General features: G+C 59.4%; 12 protein-coding genes. All 12 read left to right on the top strand.

The features are described 5' to 3' along the window. Positions 1–104: 104 nt before the first annotated feature. Positions 105–2,261 (top strand): methylmalonyl-CoA mutase, encoded by a 2,157-nt coding sequence (scpA, locus tag IV109_RS16775; RefSeq protein ID WP_296699337.1) that lies wholly within the window; start codon positions 105–107, stop codon positions 2,259–2,261. A gap of 31 nt (positions 2,262–2,292) precedes the next feature. After that, positions 2,293–3,333 (top strand): methylmalonyl Co-A mutase-associated GTPase MeaB, encoded by a 1,041-nt coding sequence (meaB, locus tag IV109_RS16770; protein WP_296699334.1) that lies wholly within the window; start codon positions 2,293–2,295, stop codon positions 3,331–3,333. 61 nt (positions 3,334–3,394) lie between these two features. Continuing rightward, the gene (locus tag IV109_RS16765) at positions 3,395–4,927 is read left to right on the top strand and encodes an acyl-CoA carboxylase subunit beta (protein WP_296699330.1); all 1,533 of its coding nucleotides are present in this window, start codon (positions 3,395–3,397) and stop codon (positions 4,925–4,927) included. Positions 4,928–4,935: 8 nt separating this feature from the next. Further along, on the top strand, positions 4,936–5,580 hold the full coding sequence (locus IV109_RS16760; protein ID WP_296699326.1) for a heme-binding beta-barrel domain-containing protein: 645 nt from the start codon (positions 4,936–4,938) through the stop codon (positions 5,578–5,580). 13 nt (positions 5,581–5,593) lie between these two features. Then, positions 5,594–7,648 (top strand): acetyl/propionyl/methylcrotonyl-CoA carboxylase subunit alpha, encoded by a 2,055-nt coding sequence (locus IV109_RS16755; RefSeq protein WP_296699323.1) that lies wholly within the window; start codon positions 5,594–5,596, stop codon positions 7,646–7,648. Continuing rightward, the gene (gene bioB / locus IV109_RS16750; protein ID WP_296699319.1) at positions 7,648–8,706 is read left to right on the top strand and encodes a biotin synthase BioB; all 1,059 of its coding nucleotides are present in this window, start codon (positions 7,648–7,650) and stop codon (positions 8,704–8,706) included. Before IV109_RS16755 ends, bioB begins: the two co-directional genes overlap by 1 nt. Next, positions 8,703–9,200 carry a VOC family protein gene (locus IV109_RS16745; protein WP_296699315.1) on the top strand — a complete coding sequence of 166 codons (498 nt, stop codon included), beginning with the start codon at positions 8,703–8,705 and terminating at the stop codon, positions 9,198–9,200. Before bioB ends, IV109_RS16745 begins: the two co-directional genes overlap by 4 nt. A 172-nt stretch (positions 9,201–9,372) precedes the next feature. Beyond that, on the top strand, positions 9,373–11,205 hold the full coding sequence (locus IV109_RS16740) for an FAD-dependent oxidoreductase (protein ID WP_296699313.1): 1,833 nt from the start codon (positions 9,373–9,375) through the stop codon (positions 11,203–11,205). Next, positions 11,202–13,052, top strand: coding sequence for a 2-oxoacid:acceptor oxidoreductase subunit alpha (locus IV109_RS16735; RefSeq protein WP_296699310.1), 1,851 nt, complete (start codon positions 11,202–11,204; stop codon positions 13,050–13,052). The genes IV109_RS16740 and IV109_RS16735 overlap by 4 nt, the downstream gene beginning before the upstream one ends. After that, entirely contained in the window at positions 13,049–14,104 is a 1,056-nt protein-coding gene (locus tag IV109_RS16730) for a 2-oxoacid:ferredoxin oxidoreductase subunit beta (protein WP_296699309.1), read from the top strand. The genes IV109_RS16735 and IV109_RS16730 overlap by 4 nt, the downstream gene beginning before the upstream one ends. A 23-nt stretch (positions 14,105–14,127) precedes the next feature. Next, positions 14,128–14,568 (top strand): CBS domain-containing protein, encoded by a 441-nt coding sequence (locus tag IV109_RS16725; protein WP_296699306.1) that lies wholly within the window; start codon positions 14,128–14,130, stop codon positions 14,566–14,568. 148 nt (positions 14,569–14,716) lie between these two features. Next, positions 14,717–16,237 (top strand): methyl-accepting chemotaxis protein, encoded by a 1,521-nt coding sequence (locus IV109_RS16720; RefSeq protein WP_296699568.1) that lies wholly within the window; start codon positions 14,717–14,719, stop codon positions 16,235–16,237. Positions 16,238–16,321 lie beyond the last annotated feature (84 nt).

Below are 16,321 nucleotides of genomic sequence, written 5' to 3'. Positions count from 1 at the left end.
AAAATCTGCATGCACTTCACTGAAGCATGTCTGGGGCTTAACCGGTCTGGGGCTTGTTCTGTGCCTGAACATTTCGATAAACTCATTGCGAACGGCTCACCGTCATGACCCAAAACAATCCTGAATTTCAGACAGCCAGCATGGAGGCGTGGGCCAAAGCCGCTGCCAAGTCAGCGCCTGGTGGCAATGTGGATGCTCTGAATTGGCAAACACCCGACGGCATTACGGTCAAGCCGCTCTACACAGCCGCCGACACCCAGCACCTGCCTTACGCCAATACCTTGCCGGGTTTTGAGCCTTACCTGCGCGGTCCTCAAGCCACCATGTATGCGGTGCGGCCCTGGACGATTCGCCAGTATGCGGGTTTTTCCACGGCGGAAGAATCCAACGCGTTTTACCGCAAGGCGCTGGCCGCCGGCGGGCAGGGCGTGAGTGTTGCGTTCGATCTGGCGACGCACCGCGGTTACGACAGCGACCATCCGCGCGTGACCGGTGACGTGGGCAAGGCCGGCGTGGCGATTGACTCGGTGGAGGATATGAAGATCCTGTTCAACGAGATTCCGCTGGACAAAGTAAGCGTCTCCATGACGATGAACGGCGCCGTGCTGCCGGTGTTGGCCGGCTACGTGGTGGCGGCGGAAGAGCAGGGGGTGAGCCAGGACAAGCTCTCCGGGACGATTCAGAACGACATTCTGAAAGAGTTTATGGTGCGCAACACCTACATATACCCGCCTGCGCCCAGCATGCGCATCATCGGCGACATCATCGAGTACACGGCGAAAAACATGCCGAAGTTCAACTCGATCTCCATCAGCGGCTATCACATGCAGGAAGCCGGTGCCAACCAGGCACTCGAATTGGCCTTCACGCTGGCCGATGGCAAGGAGTACGTCAAGACGGCGATTGCCAAGGGCATGGATGTGGACGACTTTGCCGGCCGCCTGAGTTTCTTCTGGGCCATTGGCATGAACTTCTACCTGGAAGTGGCCAAGATGCGCGCTGCGCGCCTGCTGTGGTGTCGCATCATGAAGGGCTTTGACGCCAAGTCACCCAAGAGCCTGATGCTGCGCACACACTGCCAGACCAGTGGCTGGAGTTTGACGGAGCAGGACCCCTACAACAACGTGGTTCGTACCACCATCGAGGCGATGGCTGCGGTGTTTGGCGGCACGCAGTCGCTGCACACCAACAGCTTTGATGAAGCCATTGCGCTGCCCACCGAGTTTTCATCGCGCATCGCCCGCAACACCCAGCTCATCATCCAGGAAGAGACCCACATCACCAACGTGATCGACCCCTGGGCGGGCTCCTACATGATGGAAAAGCTGACCCAGGACATGGCCGACGCCGCATGGAAGATCATCGAAGAAGTCGAAGCCATGGGCGGCATGACCAAAGCCGTGGACAGCGGCTGGGCCAAATTGAAGATTGAAGCGGCAGCGGCCGAAAAGCAGGCGCGCATCGATAGCGGCAAAGATGTGATCGTTGGTGTCAACAAGTACAAACTCAAGACCGAGGATGCGATTGAATCACGCGACATCGACAACGTGGCGGTGCGCGACGGGCAGATCGAGCGTCTGAAAATAATCAAACAAAAACGTGACAAGGCCCTTGTGGAATCTGCTTTGTCTGCTATCACTTCTGCAGCAGAGTCGAATACCGGCAATCTGCTGGACCTGGTGATCAAAGCCATGCGCCTGCGCGCCACAGTGGGCGAGGTGAGCGATGCTCTCGAAACAGTCTACGGGCGCCACCGCGCCGACACACAAAAGGTGGCCGGCGTGTATGCAGCAGCTTATGACTCAGCCGAAGGCTGGGAAACTCTCAAGAAGGAAATAGCCGACTTTGCCGATCAAGAGGGACGGCGCCCTCGGGTGATGATTTCCAAACTGGGCCAGGATGGCCACGACCGTGGCGCCAAAGTGGTGGCCACCGCCTTTGCCGACCTCGGTTTTGACGTGGACATGGGTCCCCTGTTCCAGACCCCTGAAGAATGCGCGCGCCAGGCGATTGAAAATGACGTCCATGCCGTGGGCGTATCAACACTCGCGGCAGGCCACAAGACGCTGGTACCGGCCATCATTGCGGAACTGAAGAAGCAGGGTGCAGACGACATCATCGTGTTTGTCGGCGGTGTGATTCCGCGTCAGGATTACGACATGCTGTATGAAGCTGGGGTCAAAGGGATTTACGGTCCCGGCACCCCCATTCCTGCCAGCGCCAAGGACGTGCTGGAGCAAATCAAGAAGGCCATCGCCTGAAGGAATTGGGGGTTGATCCCAACTCAGGACCATGATGTCGACGAAGACAATCAGTGTAAGCCGGCCTCGGGAACCAGGCCCGATAGCCGTTGACCTGCTCGTGCATACGACGGGCAGCGTGCAACGCCGCGCTATCGCCAAAGCCATCACGCTGCTGGAGTCCACCCGCGCTGACCACCGCGCGCAGGCGGATGACTTGCTCACGGCCTTGTTGCCGCACACGGGCAAGTCGTTTCGTCTGGGTATCAGCGGTGTGCCGGGGGTGGGCAAATCGACCTTCATCGAAGCGCTGGGCCTGTACCTGATTGAGCGCGGCCACCGCGTGGCGGTGCTGACCATCGACCCTTCCAGCACGGTGTCCGGCGGCTCTATCCTCGGTGACAAGACCCGCATGGAGAAGCTCTCCATGCACGAGCGCGCTTATATTCGGCCCAGCCCCAGCAGCGGAACGCTAGGTGGCGTAGCCGAGAAGACGCGCGAGGCCATGCTGGTGTGCGAGGCTGCTGGCTACGACATCGTGATGGTCGAGACGGTTGGCGTGGGCCAAAGCGAAACCGCCGTGGCCAACATGACCGATATGTTTGTGCTGCTGCAATTGCCCAATGCGGGCGACGATCTGCAAGCGATCAAGAAGGGCGTGATGGAATTGGCCGATCTGGTGGTGATCAACAAGGCTGATATCGACGCTATTGCGGCACAGCGGGCACAACTGCAAATCACATCCGCGATGCAATTGCTGGGTTTGTTTGGCAGCCATGACGAGGCCACCTGGCACCCCAAAGCCCTGCAACTCAGTGCCTTGAACGGGCAGGGCATCGATACCTTCTGGGCTGCCGTGACCGAATTCAAGACACTGCAAACGGCCAACGGCAAGCTGGCCATGCGCCGGCAGCAGCAGTCCCTGGCCTGGATGTGGGAGCGCATTGATACCGGACTGAAACAGGCATTCCGCCAGCACCCTGCGGTGCAAAAGATGTTGCCGCAGTTGACCCAGTCGGTTCTGGAAGGCCGGGTGGCGGCCTCCACCGCAGCACGAAATCTGCTGCTGGCCCACATGAATCAAGCGCAATAAGCTATAGAAATAATAGCAATCACTATTTAAGACGATCAGTACTTCGCAAAGAGAGAAAACCATGCACGACATACTTGAACAACTCGAAGCCAAACGCGAACTCGCGCGCTTGGGTGGTGGCCAAAAGCGCATTGATGCGCAGCACAAAAAAGGCAAGCTCACAGCCCGCGAGCGTCTGGAGCTGCTGCTGGACGAAGGCACTTTCGAAGAGTGGGACATGTTTGTCGAGCACCGTTGTGTCGATTTCGGCATGGAAGAAAACAAGATTCCCGGCGATGGCGTGGTCACGGGCTACGGCATGATCAATGGTCGCCTGGTGTTTGTTTTCAGTCAGGACTTCACCGTGTTCGGCGGTGCGCTCTCCGAGGCGCATGCCGAGAAAATCTGCAAGGTGATGGACCAGGCCATGAAGGTTGGCGCACCGGTGATTGGTCTGAACGATTCGGGCGGTGCCCGTATTCAGGAAGGCGTGGCATCGCTGGGCGGCTATGCCGACGTGTTCCAGCGCAACGTGATGGCCAGTGGTGTGGTGCCGCAGATCAGCATGATCATGGGGCCATCGGCTGGCGGCGCGGTGTACAGCCCGGCCATGACCGATTTCATCTTCATGGTCAAGGACAGTTCTTACATGTTCGTCACCGGCCCGGAAGTGGTGAAGACCGTGACGCACGAAGAAGTGACGGCCGAAGAGCTGGGTGGCGCCATCACCCATACCACCAAGAGCGGCGTGGCCGATCTGGCTTTTGAGAACGACGTCGAAGCGCTGTTGATGCTGCGTCGGCTCTACAACTACCTGCCGCTCAACAACCGCGAGAAAGCACCCGTGCGCCGTAGCGGCGATCCGGCTGACCGCATGGACATGAGCCTTGACACCCTGGTGCCCGACAACGCCAACAAGCCGTATGACATGAAGGAACTCATCGTCAAGACCCTGGACGATGGCGACTTTTTTGAGTTGCAGCCCGAGTACGCCAAGAACATCCTGATTGGTTTTGGCCGCATGGAGGGCCAGACCGTGGGCATCGTGGCAAACCAGCCGCTGGTGCTCGCTGGTTGCCTGGACATCAAGAGCTCCATCAAGGCCGCGCGCTTTGTGCGTTTCTGCGATGCGTTCAACATTCCGGTGGTGACTTTTGTGGATGTGCCCGGCTTCATGCCTGGTACCAGTCAGGAGTACGGCGGCATCATCAAGCACGGCGCCAAGCTGCTCTATGCCTATGCCGAGTGCACCGTGCCCAAGATCACCGTGATCACCCGCAAAGCCTACGGCGGCGCCTACGACGTGATGGCCTCCAAGCACCTGCGCGGTGACGTCAACTTTGCCTGGCCCAACGCCGAAATTGCGGTGATGGGTGCCAAGGGCGCGGTGGAGATCATCTTCCGCGAAGACAAGGGCGACCCGGTCAAGCTGGCCGCCAAGGAAGCGGAATACAAGGCCCGCTTCGCCAACCCGTTTGTGGCCGGTGCCCGTGGCTTCATTGACGACGTGATCCTGCCGCACGAAACCCGCAAGCGCATTTGCCGCTCGCTGGTGATGCTGCGTGACAAGAAGCTGGAAAATCCGTGGCGCAAGCACGGCAACATTCCGCTTTGAGTACAGCCATGGTTCAGCAGAACTCTTCAGAAGACATCTACACCGAGCCCCGGTCGGTGGATGTGGACACCTTGCGCAATCTGGGTCCGCTGCGCGCCTTGGCTGGCGTGTGGCAGGGCGTGCGCGGGCTTGATGTGAAGCCCAAGGCAGAAGGCCCCAAGAAGCAGGCCTACGTGGAACGGATGGAGTTGCAGCCCATCGATCCGCAAACCAATGGCCCGCAGCTGCTGTATGGCTTGCGCTATCACACCCATGTCACCAAGCCGGACCAGGTCAAGACCTATCACGAGCAAGTCGGATACTGGCTCTGGGAGCCGGCCACCGCAACGGTGATGCACACCTTGAGCATTCCTCGCGGTTTGACGCTGATGGCGGGGGGCCAGGCCACGGCAGATGCACGCGGGTTTGAGTTGCGCGCTGTCAAGGGCGATGTTCACTTTGGCATTGTCTCGGCGCCTTTCCTGAGTCATGCATTTGACACGGTTGAGTTCGTGATCAAAGTGACGCTGCATGACGATGGCAACTGGACCTACGAAGAAGACACGGTGCTGAAAATTCTGGGTCAGGAGGCGCTCTTTCATCACGTGGACCGCAATACCCTGGTGAAGATTGCTGAAGCAACGCCGAATCCACTGGCTCGCAAAAATATTTGATACGAGGAAATCCATGTTTACCAAAATCCTAATTGCCAACCGTGGCGAAATTGCTTGTCGGGTCATCAAGACGGCCCAGAAAATGGGCATCAAAACCGTGGCGGTGTATTCCGATGCCGACCGTGATGCCCGCCATGTGATGCTGGCCGATGAGTCGGTCAACATCGGCCCGGCACCAAGCCGCGAGAGCTATTTGGTGGCCGACAAAATCATCGCTGCCTGCAAGCAAACCGGTGCGCAGGCGGTGCATCCGGGCTACGGATTTTTAAGCGAGAACGCCGGCTTTGCCAAGCGCGTGGAAGAAGAAGGCATCGTCTTCATCGGCCCCAAGCACTATTCCATCGCGGCAATGGGCGACAAGATTGAATCGAAAAAGCTGGCTGGCGCTGCGGGTGTGAACTGCATCCCCGGTGTCAATGATGCGATAGAAACACCTGAGAAGGCAGTTGAAATTGCCAAAGGCATTGGCTACCCCGTGATGATCAAGGCCAGCGCGGGCGGCGGCGGCAAGGGCTTGCGCGTGGCCTTCAACGACAAGGAGGCTTTCGAGGGCTTTACCAGCTGCCGCAACGAGGCGCGCAACAGTTTTGGTGATGACCGGGTGTTCATCGAGAAATTTGTCGAAGAGCCCCGCCACATCGAAATCCAGCTGGTGGGCGACAGCCACGGCAATGTGATTTATTTGAACGAGCGCGAATGCTCCATTCAACGCCGCCACCAGAAGGTGATCGAGGAAGCGCCATCCCCCTTCATCAGCGATGCCACCCGAAAAGCAATGGGCGAGCAGGCTGTGGCACTGGCCAAGGCAGTGAAATACCAGAGCGCCGGCACGGTGGAATTTGTGGTGGGCAAGGACCAGAGCTTCTATTTCCTTGAGATGAACACCCGCCTGCAGGTGGAGCATCCGGTGACCGAGTGCATCACCGGGCTGGACCTGGTTGAGTTGATGATCCGCGTGGCGGCAGGCGAGAAATTGCCTTTGACGCAGGCGCAGGTGAAGCGCGAAGGCTGGGCCATCGAGTGCCGTATCAATGCCGAAGATCCGTTCCGCAATTTCCTGCCGTCTACCGGGCGTCTGGTGCGCTTCCAGCCGCCGCAAGAAACCATGTTTGCCTCTGACACCTCCAAATGGCAAGGCGTGCGGGTCGATACGGGTGTGCAGGATGGTGGTGAAATTCCGATGTTTTACGACTCGATGATTGCCAAGCTGATCGTGCACGGCAAAGACCGGCTCGACGCGATTGCGAAGATGCGCGAAGCCCTCAATGGCTTTGTGATCCGTGGCGTGAGCAGCAACATCCCGTTTCAGGCGGCTTTGCTGGCCCACCCCCGATTTGTGGCCGGGGACTTCAACACCGGCTTCATTGCCGAAAATTACGCCCAGGGTTTCCGCGCCGAAGACGTTCCGCACGACGATGCAGATCTGCTGGTGGCACTGGCGGCCTTTGTCAACCGCAAGTACCGCAACCGTGCCTCGGCCATCAGTGGCCAGATGGAAGGTCACGAGATTGCGGTGGGCGAAGACTTTGTGGTGGTGACCATGGGCAAGGCGGGTGACACCACCACCACGCCCGTGGCTGTGACGGACTTTGAAGGAAAAACCGGCTCCAGCTCGGTCAGAGTGGGTGCCAATAGCTACAAGATTTGTAGCAATTACCGTCTGGGCGAAGTTCGCATCAGCGGCACCTGCAACGGCGAGCCCTTCACGGCGCAGGTGGAGCGAGGCAGCTTGACGGGCAAGAATCCGCTCACGATCCGTGTTTCGCACAATGGCACCCAGATTGATGCGCTGGTGCTCTCCAAACGGGCAGCTGAGCTGTATGCGCTGATGCCCTACAAGGCACCACCCGACATGAGTCGCTATGTGCTGTCACCCATGCCCGGTTTGCTGGTGGAAGTGGCCGTGCAAGTGGGCCAGAAGGTGCAGGCGGGTGAACGCGTGGCCGTGATTGAGGCGATGAAGATGGAAAATGTGCTGTTTGCGGCCCAGGACGGGGTTGTGAAGTCGATTGCGGCCAACAAGGGCGAATCGCTGACGGTGGACCAAATGATTGTGGAGTTTGCTTGATGACTGTTGAATATTCTGAGCCCGCGCAAGTTGCGGCACAACCGATTGCCTTGCACCGGCCAACCAAAGTCGCGGCTGCGGGCCCCTGGTCGGTGCAGGCCGTGCAGGAGTTGCTGGAGCGGCCTTTGATGGACTTGTTGTTTGAGGCGCAAACCGTGCACCGGCAGAATTTTCCTGAGGGTGACATTGAATTGGCGACCCTGCTGTCGGTGAAGACGGGCGGCTGTCCTGAAAACTGCGGCTATTGCCCGCAGGCTGCGGAGTACGACACAGGTGTTGAGGCCAGCAAGCTCATGGAGGTGAGTGAAGTGGTGCGTGCTGCGCAGGCGGCCAAGGATGCCGGAGCCACGCGTTTTTGCATGGGTGCTGCCTGGCGCGCGCCCAAGGATCGCGATGTGGAAAAGGTCGCCGAGCTGGTCGAAGCCGTCAAGAGTCTGGGGCTGCAAACCTGTGCCACGCTGGGCATGCTGGAGGCGCATCAGGCGCAGCAGCTCAAGGATGCGGGTCTGGATTACTACAACCACAATTTAGATACCGCCCCCGAGTACTACGGTGCCGTGGTGGACACGCGGACTTACCAGGACCGCCTGGACACGCTGGCCAATGTGCGCGGTGCGGGCATCAGTGTGTGTTGCGGCGGGATTGTGGGCATGGGTGAGGCTCCGGTGCATCGTGCCGGCTTGATCGCCCAACTGGCCAATCTGGCCCCTTACCCCGAGTCCGTGCCCATCAACAGCCTGGTGCGCGTGCCGGGTACGCCTTTGGCCGATTCCGACCCGATTGATCCGTTTGACTTTGTGCGTGTGATTGCCGTCGCGCGAATCACCATGCCCAAGGCCCGGGTGCGCTTGTCAGCCGGGCGCCAGCAGTTGGGCGAGGCGGTACAGGCCTTGTGTTTCATGGCCGGTGCCAATTCCATTTTTTACGGCGACAAACTGCTGGTCACCGGGAACCCGGACGCCGATGCTGACGTGAAATTGCTGCGCAAGCTGGGCCTGAAGTCGCAGCCAACCGCGCATACAGCCAGTACCTGCCACACCGGGGAGGTCTGTGCATGAACGCCACTAAAAACACCCGGCCATTCAAAGTGCTCGGTATCCAGCAAATCGCCATTGGTGGCCCTGATAAAACCCGGCTACAAAAGCTCTGGGTCGAGATGCTGGGCCTGGAAGTTACCGGTACTTTCCGCAGTGAGCGGGAGAACGTGGATGAAGACATCTGCGCCATCGGCACCGGGCCGTTCAAGGTGGAGGTCGATCTGATGCAACCGCTGGATTCCGACAAGAAGCCGGCGGTGCACACCACGCCGCTCAATCATGTGGGTCTGTGGATTGACGATTTGCCCCGTGCGGTGGCGTGGTTGACAGCCCAGGGCGTGCGCTTTGCGCCAGGCGGCATTCGCAAGGGCGCTGCCGGATTTGACATCTGCTTTCTGCATCCCAAGTCGAACGAGGAGTTTCCGGTGAGTGGCGAGGGGGTTCTGATTGAGTTGGTGCAAGCCCCTGTGGACGTTGTTGCAGCCTTCGGCAAACTGGCGGCCTCACCGGCTTGACGCTTTTGCAGCGAGGTTTTTCCCGGTTTGCGCTGTGTCAAGTTTCCCTGTAACAGGGCGCAGCACTACGGGATTCACCTGAAGCCTTTGCCGGGCAACAGGCGTAGACTGTTTTTTACCCCTCCATCGCTACTGCCGCTGTTGCGGTGCAGCAAGGGTAAAGGAGACAGACTTGCAGCCTACCAACCTGAGCGATCCGGCGTATTTCCACAAGGTCGTCGACTGTCAATGGGCTTGTCCGGCCCACACACCAGTCCCCGAATACATTCGTTTGATCGGGCAGGGTCGCTACAGCGATGCCTACATGGTCAACTGGGTGTCCAACGTCTTCCCCGGCATTCTCGGTCGCACCTGTGACCGGCCCTGTGAGCCGGCGTGCCGACGGAGCCGGGTCGAGGAAAACAACGGGGCTCACCCCGAGCCTGTCGCTATTTGTCGTCTCAAGCGGGTTGCGGCCGACATGAAAGACGATGTCAAGGGACGCATGCCGTCCATAGCCCCCGCCAATGGCAAGCGAATTGCCTGTGTCGGTGCCGGACCCTCTTCACTGACCGTCGCACGCGATCTGGCGCCACTGGGCTACGAGGTCACCGTATTTGACAGTGAAGCCCGCGCAGGCGGCTTTATCCGTTCCCAAATTCCGCGTTTTCGGCTGCCTGAGTCGGTGATCGATGAAGAGACTGGCTACATCCTCGATTTGGGCGTTCAGTTCAAAAGCGGTCAGCGCATTGAGTCATTGACCGCGCTGATGGCGCAGGGTTTTGACGCTGTGTTCGTTGGCTGCGGGGCACCCCGGGGGCGTGACCTGGCGCTACCCGGACGCCAGGAGTCGGCGGCGAATATCCATATCGGCATTGACTGGCTGGCGTCGGTTTCCTTTGGGCACATCACGGAGGTTGGAAAGCGCGTCATCGTCCTGGGCGGTGGCAACACGGCCATGGACTGCTGCCGCTCGGCGCGACGTCTGGGCGGAACCGATGTCAAGGTCATCGTGCGCAGTGGCTTTGAGGAAATGAAAGCCTCGCCGTGGGAGAAGGAGGATGCTGTCCACGAGGGCATCCCCATCATCAACTTTCATGTGCCCAAGAGTTTTGAGCATCGCGAGGGCAAGCTTGTTGGTATGAAGTTCGACGTGGTGGCCGCAGTTTATGACGCGCAAGGGCGGCGCAGTCTGGTGCCTACCGGCGCACCTGAAGTGTTTTTTGAATGCGACACCGTGCTGGTGGCCGTGGGTCAGGAGAATGCCTTTCCCTGGATCGAGCGCGACAGCGGCGTCGAGTTTGATCGCTGGGGTTTGCCGGTGCTGGGCAAGGACACTTTTCAATCCACCGTGCCCTGGGTGTTCTTTGGGGGGGATGCCGCCTTTGGACCCAAGAACATCATCACCGCCGTCGCACATGGGCATGAGGCTGCTGTGTCGATTGACCGGTTTTTGCACGGGGAAGATCCTGCCCGCCGTCCTGCACCCAGGACGAATCTGCTGTCGCAAAAAATGGGCATTCATGAATGGAGCTACCACAACGATGTATCGGGCGATGCGCGATTCAAGGTGCCATGGGCCAAGGCCGAGGTGGCGCTGGCCAGCATCCGTGTTGAAGTGGAACTGGGCTTTGACGCGGCAACCGCCTTCAAGGAAGCCAGCCGCTGCCTGAACTGCGACGTGCAGACGGTGTTCACCCGCGAGACCTGTATCGAATGCGATGCCTGTGTCGATATTTGCCCGATGGACTGCATCACCTTCACGACCAATGGCGAAGAGGCGGATCTGCGCACACGCCTGAAGGCGCCGGCACTGCACACGGGGCAGGACCTCTATGTGTCGGGCGAGCTCAAGACGGGCCACGTGATGGTGAAGGATGAGGACGTGTGCCTGCACTGCGGCTTGTGTGCCGAGCGCTGCCCTACCGGGGCCTGGGACATGCAAAAGTTCCTGCTCAATACCACCCAGGCGGGTTCCCCATGTCGAGACGGCAAGACCCTTGGCCGTGTAACGGAGGTTGCATGAAACGTATCGAAGCGGTGAACGATTTCGTCATCAAGTTTGCCAACGTCAACGGCTCGGGCTCGGCGTCGGCCAATGAGCTCTTTGCCAAGGCGATTTTGCGCATGGGGGTGCCGGTGAGCCCCCGCAACATCTTCCCCAGCAACATCCAGGGCATGCCCACATGGTACGAGGCGCGGGTGTGCGAAAAGGGCTACCAGGGCCGGCGCGGCGGCGTGGACATGATGGTGGCCATGAACCCGCAAACCTGGGATGCGGACGTGGCCGAAATCGAATCGGGCGGCTACCTGTTTTACGACAGCACGCGGCCCATTCCTGAGTCGAAATTCCGAGCCGATGTGCATGTGATTGGCATGCCCCTGACCGAAATCAGCAATGCCGCTTATGTGGACCCCCGGCAGCGCCAGCTTTTCAAAAATATCATTTATGTGGGCGCCTTGTCGGTCTTGCTGGACGTCGAGGCCGCTGTGTTTGAGAAGCTTTTTGCCGAGCAGTACAAGGGCAAGGAACTGTTGCTCGACTCCAATGTGCGGGCGCTTCACTTGGGGCGCGACTATGTCAAGCAGCACCTGAGCGCGCCGCTGGGCATCCGGGTACGTCGTGCCGACAAGGTGGGCGAGCAGATCTTCACCGATGGCAACAGCGCTGCTGCCCTGGGTTGTGTATACGGCGGTGCCACGGTGGCGGCCTGGTACCCGATCACCCCGTCATCATCCGTACCCGAGGCGTTTCAAAAGTACTGCGATAAATACCGCGTGGACCCCGCCACCGGTCAGCATCGCTATGCCATTGTGCAGGCCGAAGATGAACTGGCCTCCATCGGCATGGTAGTGGGCGCAGGCTGGAACGGCGCACGCGCTTTCACGGCCACCTCCGGCCCCGGCATTTCGCTGATGACGGAGTTCATCGGCCTAGCCTACTTTGCCGAGATTCCGGTGACCATCATCAACGTGCAGCGTGGCGGGCCGTCCACTGGCATGCCCACGCGCACCCAACAGTCAGATCTGATTTCCTGCGCCTATGCCTCGCATGGCGATACCAAGCACGTGCTGCTGTTCCCGGAAGACCCCTACGAATGTTTTGAGCATGCCGCTGCGGCGCTTGATCTGGCGGACCGCCTGCAGACGCCGATTTTCCTGATGACCGATCTGGACATCGGCATGAACCAGCGCCTGTGCAAACCCTTTGTGTGGGACGATGCGCGCACCTACGACCGCGGCAAGGTGATGACGGCGGAAGAGCTCGAGGCGGGCAAGGACTTTGGCCGCTACAAGGATGTGGATGGTGACGGCATCCCCTGGCGCACCTTGCCCGGCACCCATCCCACCAAAGGCAGCTTCTTCACGCGTGGCACCACCCGTGATCCCTATGCCCGTTACTCCGAGCGCGGGCCGGACTACATCTACAACATGGAGCGCCTTTGCGCCAAGTTCAAGACGGCCGCCAATCTGGTGCCGCAGCCGGTGCTGCGCAAGGCAGCGCGGCCTGGCCCGCTGGGGGTGATCTACTTTGGCTCCACGAGTCCGGCCATGCAGGAAGCGCTGGATGTGCTCACGGCGCAGGGCATTGACCTGGACGCCTTGCGCCTGCGCGCTTTTCCGTTTCCTGAAGCGGTGAGCCAGTTCATTGCAGGGCATGACAAAGTATTCGTGGTTGAACAGAATCGGGATGCCCAGATGCACTCCCTGCTGGTGAATGAGCTTGCCATCGATCCGTCGCAACTCGTCAAGGTGCTGCATTACGACGGCACACCCATCACCGCGCGCTTCATCACCCAGTTCATCGAGAAGAACCTGCGCCTGGGTCTGCCCGAGGCCAACCTGAGCGCGCCGAAAAAGGAGATCGCATGACTTACCTTGCCAAGCCCGGTCTGCATCACCCGACCCTCACCACCAACAAGGTGGGCTACACCCGGCGTGACTATGAGGGCCGTATTTCCACCCTGTGCGCAGGTTGTGGGCACGACTCTATCTCGGCCGCGATCATTCAGGCCTGCTGGGAACTGGACATTGAGCCGCACCGTGTGGCCAAGCTGTCCGGCATTGGGTGCAGCTCCAAAACGCCGGACTATTTTCTGGGTGCCTCGCACGGCTTCAACACAGTGCATGGACGCATGCCGTCTGTGCTCACCGGTGCCAATCTGGCGAACCGTGATCTGCTGTACCTGGGTGTGTCGGGTGATGGCGATTCGGCCTCGATTGGCCTGGGTCAGTTCGCCAACGCCATGCGCCGGGGCGTGTGCATGGCCTACATCGTGGAGAACAACGGTGTCTATGGCCTGACCAAAGGGCAGTTCTCGGCAACGGCTGATCGAGGCTCCAAGAGCAAAAAAGGCGTGATTAACAGCGACAGCCCGGTCGATCTCGTGGGCATTGCCTTGCAGCTGGGTGCAACCTATGTGGCACGCAGTTTCTCCGGCGACAAGGCTCAGTTGGTGCCACTCATCAAGGGCGCCATTGGGCACGGTGGTGCCGCGTTCATTGATGTGATCAGCCCTTGCGTGACTTTCAATAACCACGGTGGCAGCACGAAAAGCTATGACTATGTGCGTCAGCACAACGATGCGGTCAGCCGCATTGATTTCATCACCCCGCGCGACGAAATCACCACCGACTATGCGCCGGGCGAAGTGGTGGAGGTGCAGCAACACGACGGCTCCCTGTTGCGCCTTCGCAAGCTGCATTCAGACTACGACCCCACGGACCGCTACGCCGCTCTGAGCTACATGAATGCGCACCAGGCACGCGGTGAGGTGGTGACCGGGCTGCTGTATCTCGATCCACTGGCCACGGATTTGCACATGGCTTTGAATACAACCGATGCGCCGCTCAATAGCCTGGGTGTTGCGCAACTCTGCCCGGGGGCTGGGGCGCTGGACCAACTCAACGCGTCATTGCGCTGATTTTGACGAGAGGAGGGTGAATCATGTCTGAGCGAACCGTGTCTCAATCCATGTCGCAACGCCATGTGCTGAGTTTGCCGCCCCATGCCAGTGTCTGGGATGCGGCCTGCGTCATGACCAAGGCCAACTGCGGCAGCGTGTTGATCATCGACAGTGCAGGAATTCTGTTGGGCATTCTGACTGAGCGCGATCTGATGACGCGTGTGCTGGCCAAGGCCTTGAATGCGCAAACCACACAGGTGTCAGCGGTGATGACGCACCATCCCCATTGCGTGGCGCCCGAGATGACTGTGGCGAATGCGGTGCTCATCATGATCGAGCGCGGGTTCCGTCATTTGCCAATTGTCTCCGCGGCTGGCAAGATCCTGGGCGTGTTCTCGGTTCGGGATGCCCTGCCAAGGGAGATCGGCAACGCGGTCAGTCTGGCCGAGTTCCATGAACAGGTGAATGACGCGCTGGGATGAGTTCTGCAAGGGGTATTAATCTAGGGTAAACCCTTGAGAATGAAGTGTTTTCCAAGCTTGTTTTGTAAGTTGATCGTGGGTCTCGGGTAGGTATAAAGCAGAACTTATATAGACAAACGGGAGAACCAGCTTGACGATTTTCGCAACCATGCTTTCTCCTGGCGTATCGCTGATGCGCCGGATACGGCTGCGGGCCAAGTTGATGCTGCTGGCAGTCGTTTTGATGCTGCCGCCAGCGGTCATGCTCATTCAGATTGCCGTGGCGGATAGCATCCAATCCGGTGCTGCAGCGGTGGCATGGTTGAGCGGCGTGTGTCTGGTTTTGGCCGCGTATCTGCTGCTGGCCATGTACCAGAGCTTTTCTCAGGATTTGAAGCAGGTGACTCAGGCCATGGACAAGATGGTGCGGGGAGATTTGCGCTTGAATTTGACCGCTGGCGGCCGGGATGAGATCGCAGATCTGGTGGCGTCGACCAGCAGGCTGGGCGCAACGATTTCAGGGATGGTAGCCAATGTGCGCAGCAACGCGGCATTCGTTGCGCATTCAGGCAAGAGCCTGACCAGCGGAAACCGTGAGTTGTCTGAGCGCACAGAACAGCAGGCGGCCAATCTGGAGCAAACGGCGGCCAGCGTGGAGGAGTTGTCATCCACGGTGCAGGACAACGCGCAGACGGCAGCACAAGCCAATGGTCAAGCGGCAGGGGTCAGGGATGTGGCCGATCAGGGCGCTGCCACCATGGGCGAGGCAATCGCATCTGTGGAAGCCATTCAAAGCAGTGCCAAACGCATGGACGAGATTGTGGGCGTGATTGACGGCCTGGCTTTTCAAACCAATATCCTGGCGCTCAATGCCGCTGTGGAGGCGGCGCGTGCCGGCGAATCCGGTCGCGGTTTTGCTGTTGTGGCCAGTGAGGTCCGGTCGCTGGCGCAGCGTTCGGCCGAGTCGGCCAAGGAAATTCGGCAACTTATCGGCGCCTCGTCGTCACAGGTGGCGACCAGCGTCCAGAAGATCCGGGCTGCCGGCAGCAACATCACGCAAATCGTGTCCGGTATTCGCGATGTGGCAACCAACATGTCGCAGATCTCGAGTTCCAGTGCGGAGCAAAGTTCCGGTTTGACCGAGATTACCACTGCAGTGCGCCAGCTTGACGAAATCACACAGCGCAACGCCCAGATGGTCGAGCAGGCCGTGGCGCAGGCCGCCAATCTGGAACACCGGGCTTCAACACTGGTGGAGTCTGTTGCAAGTTTCAAACTTCAACAGGGCTCGGCAGAAGAGGCTATTGAGTTGGTCGAGCGAGCCATGGCGCATCGCCGGCGCTGCGCCTCGCGGGAGGCTTTTTTGCGGGACATCACAGATCCCGCGCAGGGCTTTCATGACCGCGACATGTATGTCTTTGCACTGGACAACAAAAAAGGTGCCTATGTGGCGTTTGGCGGCAATCCCTCCAAAGTGGGCCTTCGGGTGCAGGATATTCCGGGTGTTGATGGCATTGGCTTGCTGGATTCCATTGTCAGGCAGGCCAGCGCGGAGCCGGGCTGGGTGGAATACGACATTGCCAACCCGATCACGGGTCTGGTTCAATCCAAAATGTCCTATGTGCAGCAGACGGGGGACCCCGATCTGGTCATCGGCTGTGGTGTGTATAAAAACCTGGCGCTTGGCTGATGCCGCTGTGAATGCAGCCGGGCCGGCAGATGTTGCGGGCGCCCTTTTGACGCGTTGAGTCCCCGAATAGTTTGTCACAATCGG

The sequence above is a fragment of the Rhodoferax sp. genome (assembly GCF_018780565.1).
Taxonomy (GTDB): domain Bacteria; phylum Pseudomonadota; class Gammaproteobacteria; order Burkholderiales; family Burkholderiaceae_C; genus Rhodoferax.
This window is presented reverse-complemented; position numbering and strand designations above follow the sequence as displayed.